Annotated in this window: 17 protein-coding genes; 11 read left to right on the top strand and 6 right to left on the bottom strand. The window is 62.9% G+C overall.

Translation table 11 applies throughout. The annotated features are described in order from the left end of the window. Both Q4G20_RS11895 and Q4G20_RS11890 read left to right on the top strand, forming a co-directional pair. Window positions 1-214, top strand: a 214-nt coding sequence (locus Q4G20_RS11895) for a hypothetical protein (protein ID WP_303343671.1), incomplete at its 5' end; no start/stop codon positions are given. Window positions 215-352: 138 nt separating this feature from the next. Further along, entirely contained in the window at window positions 353-1,201 is an 849-nt protein-coding gene (locus tag Q4G20_RS11890) for a pirin family protein (RefSeq protein ID WP_303343670.1), read from the top strand. A 221-nt stretch (window positions 1,202-1,422) separates the two neighbouring features. On the opposite strand, the gene Q4G20_RS11885 is transcribed toward Q4G20_RS11890, so the two are convergent. From Q4G20_RS11885 to asd, 4 genes are all read right to left on the bottom strand, one after another. Then, the gene (locus Q4G20_RS11885; protein ID WP_303343669.1) at window positions 1,423-1,806 is read right to left on the bottom strand and encodes a hypothetical protein; all 384 of its coding nucleotides are present in this window, start codon (window positions 1,804-1,806) and stop codon (window positions 1,423-1,425) included. Between the two features lie 82 nt (window positions 1,807-1,888). Continuing rightward, on the bottom strand, window positions 1,889-3,928 hold the full coding sequence (recQ, locus tag Q4G20_RS11880; protein ID WP_303343668.1) for a DNA helicase RecQ: 2,040 nt from the start codon (window positions 3,926-3,928) through the stop codon (window positions 1,889-1,891). Further along, complete coding sequence (locus tag Q4G20_RS11875) at window positions 3,928-4,221, bottom strand: YggT family protein (RefSeq protein ID WP_303343667.1); 294 nt, start codon at window positions 4,219-4,221, stop codon at window positions 3,928-3,930. Before Q4G20_RS11875 ends, recQ begins: the two co-directional genes overlap by 1 nt. A gap of 3 nt (window positions 4,222-4,224) precedes the next feature. Further along, the gene (gene asd / locus Q4G20_RS11870) at window positions 4,225-5,379 is read right to left on the bottom strand and encodes an aspartate-semialdehyde dehydrogenase (protein WP_303343666.1); all 1,155 of its coding nucleotides are present in this window, start codon (window positions 5,377-5,379) and stop codon (window positions 4,225-4,227) included. Between the two features lie 153 nt (window positions 5,380-5,532). Between asd and Q4G20_RS11865 the strand changes: the two genes are divergently transcribed. From Q4G20_RS11865 to Q4G20_RS11845, 5 genes are all read left to right on the top strand, one after another. Then, entirely contained in the window at window positions 5,533-6,102 is a 570-nt protein-coding gene (locus Q4G20_RS11865; protein WP_303343665.1) for a thioesterase family protein, read from the top strand. Window positions 6,103-6,222: 120 nt separating this feature from the next. Further along, window positions 6,223-7,590: an MFS transporter gene (locus Q4G20_RS11860; RefSeq protein ID WP_303343664.1), complete on the top strand. Its 1,368-nt coding sequence runs from the start codon at window positions 6,223-6,225 to the stop codon at window positions 7,588-7,590. Further along, window positions 7,587-8,453, top strand: coding sequence for a penicillin-insensitive murein endopeptidase (gene mepA / locus Q4G20_RS11855; RefSeq protein ID WP_303343663.1), 867 nt, complete (start codon window positions 7,587-7,589; stop codon window positions 8,451-8,453). The genes Q4G20_RS11860 and mepA overlap by 4 nt, the downstream gene beginning before the upstream one ends. Beyond that, complete coding sequence (locus Q4G20_RS11850; protein ID WP_303343662.1) at window positions 8,423-9,310, top strand: esterase-like activity of phytase family protein; 888 nt, start codon at window positions 8,423-8,425, stop codon at window positions 9,308-9,310. The genes mepA and Q4G20_RS11850 overlap by 31 nt, the downstream gene beginning before the upstream one ends. 84 nt (window positions 9,311-9,394) lie before the next feature. After that, a complete protein-coding gene (locus Q4G20_RS11845) occupies window positions 9,395-9,994 on the top strand; it encodes a VUT family protein (protein WP_303343676.1) in 600 nt (199 codons plus the stop codon). A gap of 407 nt (window positions 9,995-10,401) precedes the next feature. On the opposite strand, the gene Q4G20_RS11840 is transcribed toward Q4G20_RS11845, so the two are convergent. Continuing rightward, entirely contained in the window at window positions 10,402-11,004 is a 603-nt protein-coding gene (locus Q4G20_RS11840; RefSeq protein WP_303343661.1) for a hypothetical protein, read from the bottom strand. Then, the gene (locus Q4G20_RS11835) at window positions 11,001-12,179 is read right to left on the bottom strand and encodes an acetyl-CoA C-acyltransferase family protein (RefSeq protein ID WP_303343660.1); all 1,179 of its coding nucleotides are present in this window, start codon (window positions 12,177-12,179) and stop codon (window positions 11,001-11,003) included. The genes Q4G20_RS11840 and Q4G20_RS11835 overlap by 4 nt, the downstream gene beginning before the upstream one ends. A gap of 129 nt (window positions 12,180-12,308) precedes the next feature. Between Q4G20_RS11835 and Q4G20_RS11830 the strand changes: the two genes are divergently transcribed. The 4 genes from Q4G20_RS11830 (at window position 12,309) to Q4G20_RS11815 (ending at window position 15,486) form a co-directional block, all read left to right on the top strand. After that, window positions 12,309-12,689 (top strand): winged helix-turn-helix domain-containing protein, encoded by a 381-nt coding sequence (locus Q4G20_RS11830; protein ID WP_303343659.1) that lies wholly within the window; start codon window positions 12,309-12,311, stop codon window positions 12,687-12,689. A 51-nt stretch (window positions 12,690-12,740) separates the two neighbouring features. After that, window positions 12,741-14,213 carry a glycerol kinase GlpK gene (gene glpK, locus Q4G20_RS11825; protein WP_303343658.1) on the top strand — a complete coding sequence of 491 codons (1,473 nt, stop codon included), beginning with the start codon at window positions 12,741-12,743 and terminating at the stop codon, window positions 14,211-14,213. 79 nt (window positions 14,214-14,292) lie between these two features. Next, entirely contained in the window at window positions 14,293-14,877 is a 585-nt protein-coding gene (locus Q4G20_RS11820; protein ID WP_303343657.1) for a lytic transglycosylase, read from the top strand. Between the two features lie 21 nt (window positions 14,878-14,898). Then, window positions 14,899-15,486 carry a glutathione S-transferase family protein gene (locus tag Q4G20_RS11815; protein ID WP_303343656.1) on the top strand — a complete coding sequence of 196 codons (588 nt, stop codon included), beginning with the start codon at window positions 14,899-14,901 and terminating at the stop codon, window positions 15,484-15,486. Window positions 15,487-15,492 lie beyond the last annotated feature (6 nt).

The following is a 15,492-nucleotide window of genomic DNA, read 5'->3' as shown; positions in this document are numbered from 1 at the left end:
TCCTAACTTTTTTCAGCGCCCCATCACAGAAGCAACCAGCCATCAAGGCAACCAATCCAGCGACCCGCGCCGTCTCGGTGAAGGCGTATCTAAGCGGCAGAGATCAGCGGTGCAAGAGAAAAATGACAGAAACATGAAAGAAAATGGTAAGGGACTGATTTTATTATGGCTTTATACACCCCAAAACACTCCGCGCGCCATAAAGCTGTCATAAATCCAGACATATGCCCACGAGTCGCACAGAATCACCAAAGCCAGTGTTCGCTTTTATCGAACGATTGGCTGCTTGTCGTTCGTCAAACTCACCCCACCTTACCCCCAAAGGGCGTAACCCGCCCCACAGGAGCCTAAAATGCGCAGAATCATAGAAACCACCACCGCGCCGCATGGTCATTGGGTTGGCGACGGTTTTCCCGTTCGGTCGCTGTTTTCGCCCGCTTCGGGGGCCGACACGACGCCGTTTTTGATGCTGGACTATGCCGGGCCGCATCATTTTGACCCTGCGACCACCCCGCGCGGCGTCGATGTTCACCCGCATAAGGGATTCGAAACCGTCACCATCGTGTATCAGGGCGAGGTGGAACATGGCGATTCGACCGGGCGCGGCGGCGTGATCGGGCCGGGGGATGTGCAATGGATGACCGCAGGCCGCGGCATCCTGCACAAAGAATTCCACAGTCCTGCCTTTACCGCCACGGGGGGCGATTTTGAAATGGTGCAGCTGTGGGTGAACCTGCCCGCGCGCGACAAAGACACTGCGCCCGGTTATCAGGGCATCCGCGACGCCGATATTCCGGTGGTGGATCTGCCGGGCGGGCGGCTGCGCGTGATTGCAGGGGATTACGGCGATGTGCAGGGGGCGGCGCGGACCTTTACCCCCATGGATGTGCTGGACCTGCGGCTGGATGCGGGGGCGGATACGGTTCTGACCCCGACGGATGGGCATAACGTCATCGTCGTGGCGCTGTCGGGCGATGTGACGGTGAACGGCACCCGCCTGACCGGCCCGGCAACCGCGCGGCTGTCGCGGGATGGCGGCGCGGTGCAGATTGCCGCAGTGAGCGATTCAAAGCTGCTGATCCTTGCCGGTCAGCCGATTGACGAACCCATCGCGGCCTATGGTCCGTTTGTGATGAACACCGACGCCGAAATCCGTCAGGCCATCACCGATTTTCGCGCCGGGGCGTTCGGCCAATTGTAACAATGGCGGCGGCGGGTCATCCGCCGCCCTGCCAACAAACACCACACCGTTTTTAGGTGCCGGCCGTCGGCCTTCACGGTATTGGGTCATGCTTAATCATTCGGTCACGTCAATTGGCCTCCAAAACACTGCCGAGAATCGCCGGACGGCTCAGGCCCATTTTACAAACGCGGATGGACGCCATTCGCGATGATGTTTGCGTGCGCCGGTCGTGATGCCCCTTATAGCTCGCAGATTTTCGGCACCTCGGAATGTATGATGTCGACGCACTCAGACATCGAGTATATCGCACAATGCTTCAAATTCTGCCCGGCGCGGACATGCTGACTTTCTCGATGCAACCACTCAAGATATTCTGAGCTTTCAACTTCCGAGAACAACCCTCCTGCTGGTGTCGCCGTCGTTAAATAGTCGCCCTCATCAATCATTCGCACGGCAAACGGGGTTGACGAGAAGGAAAATCTGAAGTTTCTGAATGTCGTCGGCACAGAAACATCTGTAAGCAATATCCTGAACCCCTCAAGATCGTAGTGCAGGCCAATGACGGCAACCAATCTTGGCAGCTCGAACGGCACAGGCAATATTCGATATGATCGTTGCATCATGATTAATACCTCATCGTAAATCCCGCGATCCAACCGACACTGCTTCTTCTGTGCCTAAATACTCATCTTTTGGGGCAACCCGTCAATCCGCCGCGACCTCGGCCAGAAAGGCGTCGCCGAATCGTTCGACCCGCTGATCCCCCATGCCGCCGATCCGCGCCAGCTGATCTAAGGTCGTGGGCTTGCGTTCCGCAATCGCGCGCAGGGTCGAATGGGTGCAGGATAACGGCTTTTCCGTGCCATCGGCCCCGCGCGACAGGCGGTTTTGCGCGGCCATCAGCCGGTCAAACAACGCGCCTTCGGCACGGCCCGCCAGCTTGCGCCGCGTGGGGTGCATGTCAGCCACATCGCCCGCAATGACCGACAAAAACGCCGCGCCATAGCTTTCCAGCTTTTTCGCCCCCACCCCGCCGATCCGCGCCATGGCGTCCAGATCGCCGGGGCGTTTTTCCGCCATTTCGATCAGGGTGCGGTCCGGGAAAATGACATAGGCGGGGACGCGCGCCGCCTCGGCCAAAGCGCGGCGCTTGGCCTTGAGCGCAGAGAGCAGCGGCTCGTCTTCTTCCGACACCTGCGTCTTTACCACATTGCCGCCCTTGGCGCGCAGGGTCACGTCATGGCGCAGCGTCACCGTTTCTTCGCCCCGCAAGACCGGATGGCCGGTTTCGGTCAGGAACAACGCGCCATGGCGTTCGGGGTCGGGGCGGCACAGATCCAGCCCCATCATCTGCCGGAAAATCGCCTGCCATTGCGGGCGGGAATGTTCGCGCCCCACGCCAAAGGTCGGCAATTGGTCATGCCCGCGTTCGCGCACCTTGTCGGTGACATTGCCGGTCAGCACGTCGATCAGATGGCCTGATCCGAACCATTCGCCCGTCCGCAGCATCGCCGACAGCGCCTTGCGCACGGCCTGCGTGCCGTCAAACAAACGCGGCGGATGCAGGCAAATATCGCAGTTCCCGCAATCATCCGCCCTATCTTCACCGAAATAGGCCAACAGACGGCGGCGGCGGCAGCCCGTCGATTCGGCCAAACCCAGCAGAGCGTTCAGCCGCCCATGATCGGCGGTTTTGCGGGGACCATCGGCCAGCCCTTCGTCAATCTGGGCGCGGCGCAGGCGGATGTCGTCGGGACCATACAACGTCAGTGCCTCGGCCGGGTCGCCGTCGCGACCGGCGCGGCCGATTTCCTGATAATAACCTTCGATCGACTTGGGCAGATCGGCGTGCAGAACCCAGCGAATATCAGGCTTATCAATGCCCATGCCGAACGCAATCGTCGCCACCACGACCAGCCCGTCTTCGCGCTGAAACCGCGCTTCGACCGCGCGGCGGGTGTCGGCGTCCAGCCCCGCGTGATAGGCGACGGCGCTGTGACCGTCAGCGTTCAACGCATCGGCCAGCGTTTCGGTGCGCGCGCGCGCCGCGCAATAGATGATGCCCGACTGCCCCCGACGCGCGGCCACGAATTGCAGCAATTGCCGCCGCGGGCTGTCCTTGGGCTGAAAGGCCAGCCGGATATTGGGCCGGTCAAAGCCGCGCAGGAACGTGACCGGCTCCGCCCCACCAAACAGGCGCTGCACAATTTCGGCGCGCGTTTCCGCATCCGCTGTTGCCGTAAACGCCGATAACGGCACGCCTAACGCCGCGCGCAATTCGCCGATGCGCAGATAATCGGGGCGAAAATCATGGCCCCATTGGCTGACGCAATGCGCCTCATCCACGGCAATGGCGGTCACCCCGGCGCGCCGCAGCAAGCCCAGCGTCCCGCCCGAGGCCAACCTCTCCGGCGCCATATAGAGCAGCTTCAGCGCGCCGTCATTCAGCGCCGCAAAGACCTGATCCGTTTCCGCATCGGTGTTGCCGCTGGTCAGCGCGCCCGCGGCGACGCCCGCCGCACGCAAGGCCCGCACCTGATCGCGCATCAGCGCAATCAGCGGCGATATGACCAGCGTCACCCCGCCCCGCATCAGCGCAGGCAGTTGAAAGCACAGCGATTTCCCGCCGCCCGTGGGCATGATCGCCAGCACATTCTGACCATCCGCGACGGCCTGCACAATCTCGCCCTGACCGGGGCGAAAACCGTCAAAGCCCCAGACCTGCCGCAGAAGGTCGTTTGGCATCAATACCCGTAGAAAAAGCCCGCGTTATTCGCCAAGGCGCTGCGCAGGATGATAATGCCGATGAACACGATCAGAGGCGCCAGATCCAGCCCGCCCGTATTGGGCAGCATCCGCCGGATCGGGCCGTAAACCGGCTCCAGCAGGCGGTTCAGCCCGTCCCAAATCTGCGCGACCAGAGGCTGACGCAAATTCAGCACCTGAAAATTAATCAGCCAGGACATGATGATATGCACAATCATCACGAACCACACCACCTGCAAAATCAGTTGCAGCGCCTGATACAGGGTGACCATATCTTAACCCTCGACCAGAATACGCAGCATCCGGCGCAGCGGTTCCGCCGCGCCCCACAGCAATTGATCGCCAATCGTGAACGCGCCCAGATAATCCGGCCCCATGGCCAGTTTGCGGATGCGGCCCACCGGGATGGTCAGCGTGCCGGTGACCGCAACCGGGGTCAGATCGCGCAGCGTGTCATCGCGATTGTTGGGAACCACGCGGACCCATTCGTTGTCGGCGGCGATCATGCCCTCGATCTCATCCACGGGGACATCGCGGCGCAGTTTGAAGGTCAGCGCCTGCGAATGGCACCGCATCGCCCCCACGCGGACACAGAACCCATCAACCGGGATCGCCGGTTCGTTCGATTCAACCACCGCATCAGGACCAAGGCCCAGGATTTTATTGGTTTCGGCCATGCCCTTCCATTCTTCGCGGGTCACGCCGTTGCCCAGATCCTTGTCGATCCACGGGATCAGCGACCCGCCCAGAACCGCGCCGAATTGTTTGGATTCGTCGCTGTTCAGCATCGCCTGTTGCCGGGCCAGAACCTGACGGTCGATGTCCAGAATGGCCGATTTCGGATCGGCCAGCAGATCGGCCACCGACCCGTTCAGCGCGCCATATTGGGTCAGCAATTCGCGCATATGCTGCGCCCCCCCGCCCGAGGCCGCCTGATAAGTCTGCGTGGACATCCATTCCACCAAGCCCGCCTTAAACAGCGCGCCCACGCCCATCAGCATACAGGACACGGTGCAATTGCCGCCAACCCAGTTGCGCCCACCGCGCGCCATGGCATCGCGGATCACGCCCATATTGACGGGGTCCAGCACGATCACCGCGTCATTTTCCATGCGCAGCGTCGATGCCGCGTCGATCCAATGGCCGTTCCAGCCATCGGCGCGCAATTTGCCAAACACCTGCCCGGTGTAATCGCCGCCCTGACAGGTCAGGATCACGTCACAGCGCGACAGCGCCGCCAGATCAAAGGCATCGGCCAGCGGCTGATCGCCCCGCGGCGCGGTGCCACCGGCGTTTGATGTGGAAAAGAAAATCGGGTCGATATGGTCGAAATCGCCCATTTCCGTCATCCGGTCCATCAGAACCGAACCGACCATGCCCCGCCAGCCGACCAGACCGACCAGCGGCTTTTTCCCACCAAAGCCCTGCATCCACGCACCTTTCCCACGAAATTTCCCGCTCTGCCTAGGGCAAAGCGCGTTTTTGCGCAATGGCAGACTGAAATCATGGTTGCCGCCGTGTTAATCTTGACCTGCGGGGAAAGGCGCGCCAATCGGGGGCAACCCTGCCCCAAAGGAACCGCCATGTATCCCCTGATCCGTTTCGCGAAAGAGATGTTGAAATACCGCAACGCGCCACGGCTGGCCGCGACGGACGCGCATATTTCAACGCATATCTGCTGGCCCTGGGATCTGGATCCGTGGATCGAGCTGAACAACGGGCGCACGCTGACGCTGTATGATCTGGGGCGGCTGCCTCTGGCGCAGCGAACCGGCCTGATTTCGGTGCTGCGCAAGCGGGGCTGGGGCATCACCGTGGCGGGCAATTCCGTGCGTTATCGCCGTCGGATCAAGATGTTCGACCGATTTACCATGGTATCGCGACTGGTCGGCTGGGATGCGCGGTTTCTGTATATGGAACAGTCGATGTGGAAGGGGGCTGAGTGTTGCAATCACATGCTGGTGCGCACCGCCGTAACGTCGGCTGCGGGGATTGTCCCAACCGCCGAGATCGCCGCCGAACTGGGCGTTGATCCGGTCAGCCCGCCCCTGCCCGATTGGGTTCAGGCATGGATCGCCGCCGATGCCGGGCGTCCTTGGCCTCCGGTTCTGAGTGCGGATGCGGACATGGCCATTTTGCGCGGGAATAGATAAAATTGTCTGGATAATGTGGTTGCGAATGAACCGCGACTGGGGCCTTATGCGGGCGAGCGCCGGGGGTTTTGCACCCCCGGACCCCCGCAGGATATTTAAACACAGAAGATAAGGGCCGGCATGGACCGCAAGCGTATCTGGGGATGGTGGTTCTTTGACTGGGCCAGCCAGCCCTATCATACGCTGTTGTTGACGTTTATCTTTTCGATTTACTTCGCCGAGGTCGCGCAGACCCATTTTATCGCAGGCGGCGCGACGGCTGCGCAGGCGGGTGCGCGGGCGCAATCGCTGTGGGGCTATGGGTTGGCGGTGTCGGGCGCGATCATTGCGATGCTGGCCCCGATTTTGGGCGCGATTGCCGACAGTTCGGGTCGGCGGATGATCTGGATCTGGGGCTTTTCGGGGCTGTATGTGATTGGCTCGGCGGGGCTGTGGTGGTTGATGCCGGACCAGCCCGCGCTGATTCAGGCCGTTGTGTTGTTTGGCATCGGTATGATCGGCGTTGAATTTACAACGATTTTTACAAATGCCCAACTGCCCGGACTGGCGCCGCGCGCGGAAATCGGGCGGGTGTCGGGGTCGGGCTATGCCTTTGGCTATGTCGGTGGGGTGGTGTCGCTGGCGATCATGCTGGCGTTGTTTGCCGAAACGCCGACCGGGCGCACGCTGATCGGGATTGATCCCCTGTTCGGGCTGGACGCCGCCCAGCGTGAGGGCACGCGATTCGTCGGCCCCTTTGTCGCGCTGTGGTATATCGTTTTTATGATCCCGTTTTTTCTGTGGGTTCGCGAAGGGCGTGGCGGCCATCGTCCCGTTCAGATCGGCGCGGCGCTGCGCGATCTGTGGGCGTTGATCCGCAGCCTGCGGCACCGGCGCAGTCTGGCGGCGTGGTTGGCATCGTCCATGTTTTCGCGCGATGCGCTGAATGCGCTGTATGGGTTTGGCGGCGTCTATGCCGGGACGGTGCTGGGCTGGCCGGTGTTTCTGGCGGGCGTGTTTGGCGTGATCAGCGCGGTGTCGGCGGCGGTGATCAGTTGGCTGGGCGGGCGCGCGGATCGGCAATTCGGGCCGCGCGCGGTGATTATCGCCTGTACGCTGGCCCTGATGGCGGTCTGTATGTTGTTGATCGGGATGGATACGGAAACAATATTTGGTATTCCCGCACCTGCCGCGCCCGTCTTGGCCGGGTTGCGCCTGCCCGATCTGTTGTTTTTCATCTGTGGCGCGGTGATTGGCGGCGCAGGCGGCGCGTTGCAGGCCGCCAGCCGCACCATGATGGTGCGCCACACCACCCCCGAACGCGCGACCGAGGGGTTCGGTCTCTATGCTCTGTCCGGCAAGGCGACCGCGTTTCTGGCCCCCGCCGCCATTGCGATCACCACGGATTTGACGGGAAATCAACAGATTGGCTTTCTTCCCCTGATCGTGATCTTTCTTGTCGCGCTTATTCTGCTAATCTGGGTCAAACCCGAAGGAGAGGCGCCTTGATCCGAAAAACCCTGACCGCCGCCGCGATGATGCTGGGCATGGCCCTGCCCGTCGCCGCCGACCCGCTGGCCAAAGACGTTTTCGGCAGTTTCCGCACCCCGTCACAGGGACCGGCCGTGTCCATCGGATATTACAGCCAAGGCTGCGCGCAGGGCATGGTGCAACTGCCCGAAAGCGGCCCCAGCTGGCAGGCGATGCGCCTGTCGCGGGACCGTCATTGGGGGCATCCGGTGATGATCGACTTTCTGATCGGGCTGTCGCGCGCGGCTCAGCAGGCCGGTTGGCAGGGGCTGTATATCGGTGACATCAGCCAGCCGCGCGGCGGGCCGATGACCTCGGGTCATGCCAGCCATCAGATCGGGCTGGATGCCGACATCTGGATGCTGCCGCCCTCATCGCTGAACCTGTCGCGGCAACAGCGCGAAAACCTGTCATCCGTGTCGGTGGTGGCCCGCAACGGGCTGGGGCTGTCGAACAACTGGACGCAGGGGCATTTTCAGATCATGCGCGCCGCCGCCCGTGATCCGCGGGTGGAACGTATTCTGGTGGACCCGGTGGCCAAGGTCGCCATGTGCCAGATGGAGCGGGGCGACCGCAGCTGGCTGCGCAAGGTGCGCCCGATCAACGCGCATGATTTCCATTTCCACGTCCGCATGGCCTGCCCGCAGGGGTCGATCTGCCGCCGCCAGGACGCGCCCCCCGCCGGGGATGGCTGCGCCGAGGCGCAGGAATGGATCAACAACCGCGCCAATCCCAGCCGCGTGAAACCGACACCGCCCGACCCCAATTATCGCCACCCCCGCACCTATCGGATGAGCGATCTGCCAAGCCAATGCTACACCGTCGCCAATTCGCCGCGCTGATTGCGGCGATCCTGTTCGCCGCGCCAGCCTGTGCGGGCGCGGTTCTGGACCATATCGGCACCTATATCTGGCGCGATTCGGATCCGAATTTTGGCGGTTTTTCGGGGATTGAGGTCACCGAAGACGGCAGCCGGTTCCACGCCGTGACCGACCGTGCGCATCTGTTTCGCGGCACAATCGCGCGCGATGATACGGGCCGCATCACCGGCCTGACCATCGACGACATCGCCAATTTGCGCGATATTTGGGGCCACCCCCTGCCCCCCGATACGCGCGGCGACAGCGAAGGCATCGCCATTGGCGATGACGGCCGCATCTGGATCAGCTTTGAAGGCGACCACCGCATTGTCGGCTATGACGATCCTCATGACCGCGCGATTGCCACGCCCCACCTGCCGCGCCTGCCAGGGATGGATGTGAATACCGGGATCGAGGCTTTGGCGATTCGCGACGGCACCCTGATTGCGATTCCCGAAGGGTCCGCCAATGCGGCGACGCCTTTCACCGTTCTGGCGCGTGACGGCGACCGCTGGGCGCGCGTGGCTGAGATTCGCCGGGACGACAACTGGTTGATAACAGGCGCGGATTTCGGGCCGGATGGCTGGCTGTATGTGCTGGAACGCGATTTTCGGGGGCTGCTGGGCTTTGCCTCGCGCATCCGGCGGATGCAGTTGACCGATGATGGGGTGCAGGATGACGAAATCCTGCTGACCACCCACCCGATGCAGTTCGACAATCTGGAAGGAATCTCGGTCTGGGATGACGGCACTGGGCTGCGCATCACGCTGATTTCCGACGATAATTTTCTGCGCATCCAACGGACCGAGATTGTGGAATACCGCCTGCGCCTCGACTAACGCGATTGACAAAGCGCGAACCGCCCCCTATGGCCCGCGCTGCCCATAAAGGGCCGAGTTCTTCCGCAACCTTGTAAAACGGAAATCCAAATGCGTTATCTGCCCGGCATTCTTGCCATGGCCGCGATTGTCGTGGCGTCCAATATTCTTGTTCAATTTATGCTGGGTGACTGGCTGACCTGGGGGGCAATCAGCTATCCCTTTGCGTTTCTGGTCACCGATGTGATGAATCGCGTCTATGGCGCGGCGGCGGCGCGGCGGGTTGTGCTGGCCGGTTTTGTCGTCGGCGTGCTGTCGTCCATCGTGGCGGCGGGGCTGGAGGCCACCACGCTGCGCATCGCGATCGGGTCAGGTCTGGCCTTTCTGGTGGCGCAGCTGCTGGATGTATCGGTGTTCAACGCCCTGCGCGACGGTCGTTGGTGGCGCGCGCCGCTGGCGTCATCCGTGATCGGATCGGCCGTGGATACGGCGATGTTTTTCGGCATCGCCTTTTCCGCCGCCCTGCCCCATGACGACAACACGGGCTGGGCGAACGACGTCGTCCCGCTGATCGGCATGGGCCCGGACGCGCCCCTGTGGGTGTCGCTGGCCGTGGCGGATTGGATGCTGAAACTGGCCTTGGTGATACTGGCCCTTGTGCCTTTCAAATACATCACCCGCTATTTGTTGCGCCCTGTCATATAAATTTGCATTGACAGATTCCGCCACTGTGTCACCCTGCTATCAACGGCAACACGTGTGAAAGGAGGTGGTCCATTGTCTAGAGTGATAGTGGAGAGAGGTGTCGGAACAGTCAGGGGGGCCGTGACCTAAGGGCAGCCCCAAGGGTCGTAAACCCTGATTGGGAACCGGGCGGATTTTCCATCCCTAACCGGACCATCTCCGTGGATCTCGCGGGCTGTCTGATCTGGACAGCCCGTTTTATATTGCAAAACCGGCTGTGCGTCCCGCGCCCGCCGGGGGCCAGCCCCCGGACCCCCGGGATATTTGCGCACAGAAGATAAAAACGCCGTCCGCCTATCTTCTGTGCAAAAATATCCCGGGGGGGAATCCGCGGAACGCGGATGGGGGGCTGGCCCCCCTGCCCGCTGTCAACCCGCGCGCCTCACCCAAGCACGCAGAGTCGACAAGGCGGGCGTCAAAACATCGCGCCCATCCACGCCATCCCATCCGTGATCGGCGCCCGCGATTTCAATATGGGTCAAATGCCGCGCCGCGCGATATTCGGGGGCGCGGCTGTCGGCATAGGACGGGTCGCGATCTCCGATCAGGCTCAAGGCCGGAACGCCCGCCCCTGTGATGATCCGCGCCAGCCCGGTGCCGCGCAAGGATGGCGTGAGCCACACCAGCCGGGTGTCATCTGGCAGACCTCGCGTGACCATGCCCGCCATCGCAATCGTCCCCAGCGATTTGCCGATGATCGTCACAGCCGCGCCCGGTCGCTGCGTGCGGCAATGGTCCAGGACCGCACAGCCATCGGCGTGGATGCGCGCGATTTGGTCGCCTTCGGGCAGGGCCATGAAATCAGGATCATCGGCATAGCCAAAATCAACCTGCGCCAGATCGTGACCGTGATCACGCATCACCTGCCCCGCCCCCGCCAGCAGGGGGCGGTCACAGAAATACCGCAATCCCGACAGCAGGATGGCCAGCCGTGGCCCGCCATCCCCCGTTATCGAAATCCGATGCGTCACCGTTCGATGGACAGCGCGATGCCCTGACCGCCGCCGATGCACATGGTGATCAGGGCGCGCTTGCCGCCCGTGCGCTCCAATTCAGCCAGAGCCTTGACGATCAGGATCGCGCCCGTTGCTCCGACCGGATGGCCCAGCGCAATTGCGCCGCCATTGGGGTTCACGCGCGCCGGGTCCAGCCCCAGTTCCTGCGTCACGGCCAAAGCTTGGGCGGCAAAGGCTTCGTTCGATTCGATCACGTCGAAATCCCCCGCCGTCAGGCCGGTTTTTTCCAGCAAAGCCCGCACCGCAGGCACGGGGCCAATCCCCATCACGCGCGGCGGCACGCCCGCAATCGCATAGCCCGTAATCCGCGCGCGCGGCGTCAGGCCCGCACCTTCGGCGGCGTCGCGGCGCGCCAGAACAATCGCCGCCGCGCCATCATTGATGCCGCTGGCATTGCCTGCTGTCACGCTGCCGTCTTTTTGGAACACCGGGCGCAGTCCGGCGAGCTGGTCCAGACTGGTGTCCTTGGGGTGTTCGTCGGTGTCAAAGGCGACCATGCCTTTGCGGGCTTTCACCTCAACCGGGACGATCTGATCGCGGAAATGGCCCGCCGCAATCGCTGCCGCCGCGCGGCGTTGCGATTCAAGCGCGAAATCATCCTGAGCCTGACGCGTGATGCCGTATTCAGCCGCGACATTTTCCGCCGTCACGCCCATATGCCCGGTTCCCATCGGGCAGGTCAGCGCGCCGGTCATCATGTCCAGCACCTTTTGATCGCCCATCTTGGCCCCGAACCGGGCCGAGGTCATGGCATAGGGCGCGCGGCTCATGCTTTCGGCGCCCCCGGCTATGGCGAAATCGGCGTCGCCCAGCATCAGCGCCTGCGTGGCCGACACCACCGCCTGCACCCCCGACCCGCATAGGCGGTTCACGTTCATCGCCGGGGTTTCCTCGGGCACGCCCGCATCCAGCATCGCCACCCGCGACAGATACATATCGCGCGGTTCGGTGTTCAGCACATGGCCAAAGACCACCTGCCCGATCTGGTCCGGCGTCAGACCCGCGCGTTCGATCGCGGCCTGCGTCACGATGCGGGCCAGTTCCGTGGGCGGGACCCCTGCCAGACTGCCGCCAAAGCCGCCAATCGCCGTGCGCGCGCCCGACAGGATCACGATTTCATTGCTGGACATAACCACTCCCCCGTTTTGGTCCGCACCACCATAGCCCCGCGCGCATGGGTCGCAAGGAATAATCCCGGTTGAAATTGCAGCGCGATGCGCAATGCGTTATGGTGCATCGGAATAACGCAAGAGGCATCCATGACCACCACCGGCCCCCGGCTGCGCATCAAATTGCGGCTGGAATATGATTCGCCGCTGATCCTGGGGCCGGGCAAGGCGGAATTGCTGGCGCGCATCGACCGGCTGGGGTCAATTTCCGCCGCCGCCCGCGAAATGGGCATGAGCTATAAGCGCGCATGGACGCTGGTTGAGGAAATGAACATCGCCTTTGCCGATCCGGTGATTGACAGCAGTCGCGGCGGCACGGGCGGCGGCGGTGCCAGCGTGACCCCGACCGGGCAGGCCGTTTTGGCGCATTACCGCGCGTTAGAATCGCTGTTGCGGGATGCGGGGGCCGATCATTTGCAGGCGCTGAACGCGCTGTTGCGCCCTGATGGTGCGGGGGGCGCGGGGGGATAGTGCGGATGCCTCCGGCGGGGATATTTGTGCACAGAAGATAAGGGGGGTGCGATGACCATTCTGGCCTTGGATCAGGGAACGACATCATCGCGGGCGGTTGTGTTTGACGATGATCTGACCGTTCGCGCGACGGCGCAGCAGGAATTTCCCCAGCATTTCCCGCAATCGGGCTGGGTCGAGCATGACCCGGACGATCTGTGGAGTTCGATTGCCGCGACCGCGCGCGGTGCGATTGAAAAGGCCGGCGCGCCGCGCATTGACGCCATCGGCATCACCAATCAGCGCGAAACCGTGGTCATCTGGGACCGCGCCACCGGCCAGCCCATCCACAACGCGATTGTCTGGCAGGACCGCCGCACCGCCGATCTGTGCGCGCGCCTGAAGGGTGACGGGGCCGAGGATGCCGTCACCGCCACCACCGGGCTGTTGCTGGATCCGTATTTCAGCGCGACGAAAATCGCGTGGCTGTTGGATCATGTGCCGGGCGCGCGGGACCGGGCGGCGGCGGGTCAGTTGGCGTTTGGCACCGTGGACACGTTTCTGATCTGGCGGATGACCGGGGGCGCGTCGCATGTCACCGACGCCACCAATGCCAGCCGCACGATGCTGTATGACATTCACCGCGGCGACTGGTCCGATGAGATGTGCCGCCTGTTCAACATCCCGCGCTCGATCCTGCCGCGCGTGCTGGACAGCGCCGATGATTTTGGCGTGACGCGCGCCGATCTGTTTGGCCGCCCGGTGCCGATTTTCGGCGTGGCGGGCGATCAACAGGCCGCCGCCGTGGGGCAGGCCTGTTTCACGCCGGGGATGGTCAAATCGACCTATGGCACCGGGTGCTTTGCGTTGCTGAACACCGGACCGCAGGCGGTGCGGTCGCAAAACCGGCTGTTGACGACGATTGCTTGTCGTCTGGATGGCCAGACCACCTATGCGCTGGAAGGGTCGATTTTCATTGCGGGCGCCGTGGTGCAGTGGCTGCGCGACGGGTTGGGCGTGATTGGCGCGGCGTCGGATACCGCCGCCCTGTCGGCGCGCGCCGATGACAGCCAAAGTGTGATCATGGTCCCGGCCTTTACCGGCTTGGGCGCGCCCTATTGGAACCCGCAGGCGCGGGGGGCGATTTTCGGCCTGACCCGCAACACCGGCCCCGCCGAACTGGCCCGCGCCGCATTGGAAAGCGTCGGTTTCCAGACCCGCGACCTGATGGATGCGATGCGCGCCGACTGGACCGGAGGCGATGCGGTGCTGCGCGTGGATGGCGGCATGTCGGCCAGCGAACCGGCGATGCAGTTTCTGGCCGACATCATCGGCGCGCCGGTGGACCGCCCCGTGAACACCGAAACCACGGCCCAAGGCGCGGCGTGGCTGGCGGGCTATCGCGCGGGGCTGTGTCCGCCGCCTGATGACTACGCCCGCAATTGGCGGCTGGATCGCCGTTTCACCCCGCAGATGGACACCGCGACCCGCGATGCGCGTTATTCCGCATGGACCCGCGCGGTGCAGGCGGTCATGTCTGTGTGATCGCAGGCTTTGTGCATTTCACCTTGGCGTGATTTCCCGTAAGATGTCTAAAAAACGAGAGCAGATAATCGAGGGCAGAATGAACTGGCTGCTGAGACTGGCCATTGTGGGTCTTGTTGCGTCCTGTGGTGGCGGCGGAAATTACAGCGCGCCGCGCAATATGGACAACGCCTGTGCCTTTGCGGCGGAACGGCCCGCCTATTTCCGCGCGATGCAGCGGACTCAGGCGAAATGGGGCGTGCCGGTGCATGTGCAGATGGCGACGATGTATCAGGAATCGCGCTTTATCGGCAATGCGCGCACGCCGCATCAATATGCGCTGGGCGTGATCCCGATTGGCCGCCAAAGCAGCGCCTATGGTTACAGCCAGGCCCTGGACGCGACATGGGAAGAATATCAGCGCGACACGGGCAACCGTCGGGCGCAGCGCGATAATATCCGTGACGCGACCGATTTTATGGGCTGGTATATGCATGGCAGCCAGCAACGGCTGGGCCTGTCGAAACACGACGCCGGGCGGCAATATCTGGCCTATCACGAAGGCCGGGGCGGCTATTCGCGCGGCAGCCATAACAGCAAACCGTGGCTGCTGCGCGTGGCGTCTCAGGTCGGGTCGCGGTCCGAAATGTATCGGGTGCAACTGGCATCGTGCCGCCGCGCCTGATGGGGGCCAAAGGGGGGATGGATGTATAGCGTCATCGGCACGGGCAAAAGCCGCGCGTTCCGCGTGTTGTGGATGCTGAACGAATTGGGCCAGCCCTATCGCCACATCCCCGCCACCCCCCGGACCGAAGGCGTGGTCCAGTTCAACCCCACCGGCAAAGTGCCGGTTCTGATTGACGACGGCACGCCGATCACCGATTCGACGGCGATTCTGACCTATCTGGCGGATAAGCACGGGCAGATGACCTGCCCCGCCGGGACGCTGGACCGCGCGCGTCAGGACAGTTTGACCCAGTTTTTGCTGGACGAATTTGACGCGGCGCTGTGGCTGGCCGCGCGCCACAGCTTTATCCTGCCCGAAGAAATGCGGCTTTCCGCGATCAAAAACACGCTGCGGTGGGAATTTGAAACCAGCCAGAAAACCCTGATTCACCGGATGGGCGAAGGTCGGTTTCTGATGGGCGATCACCTGACAGTGCCGGATATTATCTTGACGCATTGTTTGGATTGGGCGCTGACGGCGCGGTTCCCGATCACCGAATCGCGGCTGTCGAATTATCTGGACCAGATGCGCGCCCGCCCCGCCTATCAGCGGGCCACACAAGCATAACAGGAT

The organism is Paracoccus sp. (in: a-proteobacteria), from assembly GCF_030538495.1.
Lineage (GTDB): Bacteria > Pseudomonadota > Alphaproteobacteria > Rhodobacterales > Rhodobacteraceae > Paracoccus.
This window is presented reverse-complemented; position numbering and strand designations above follow the sequence as displayed.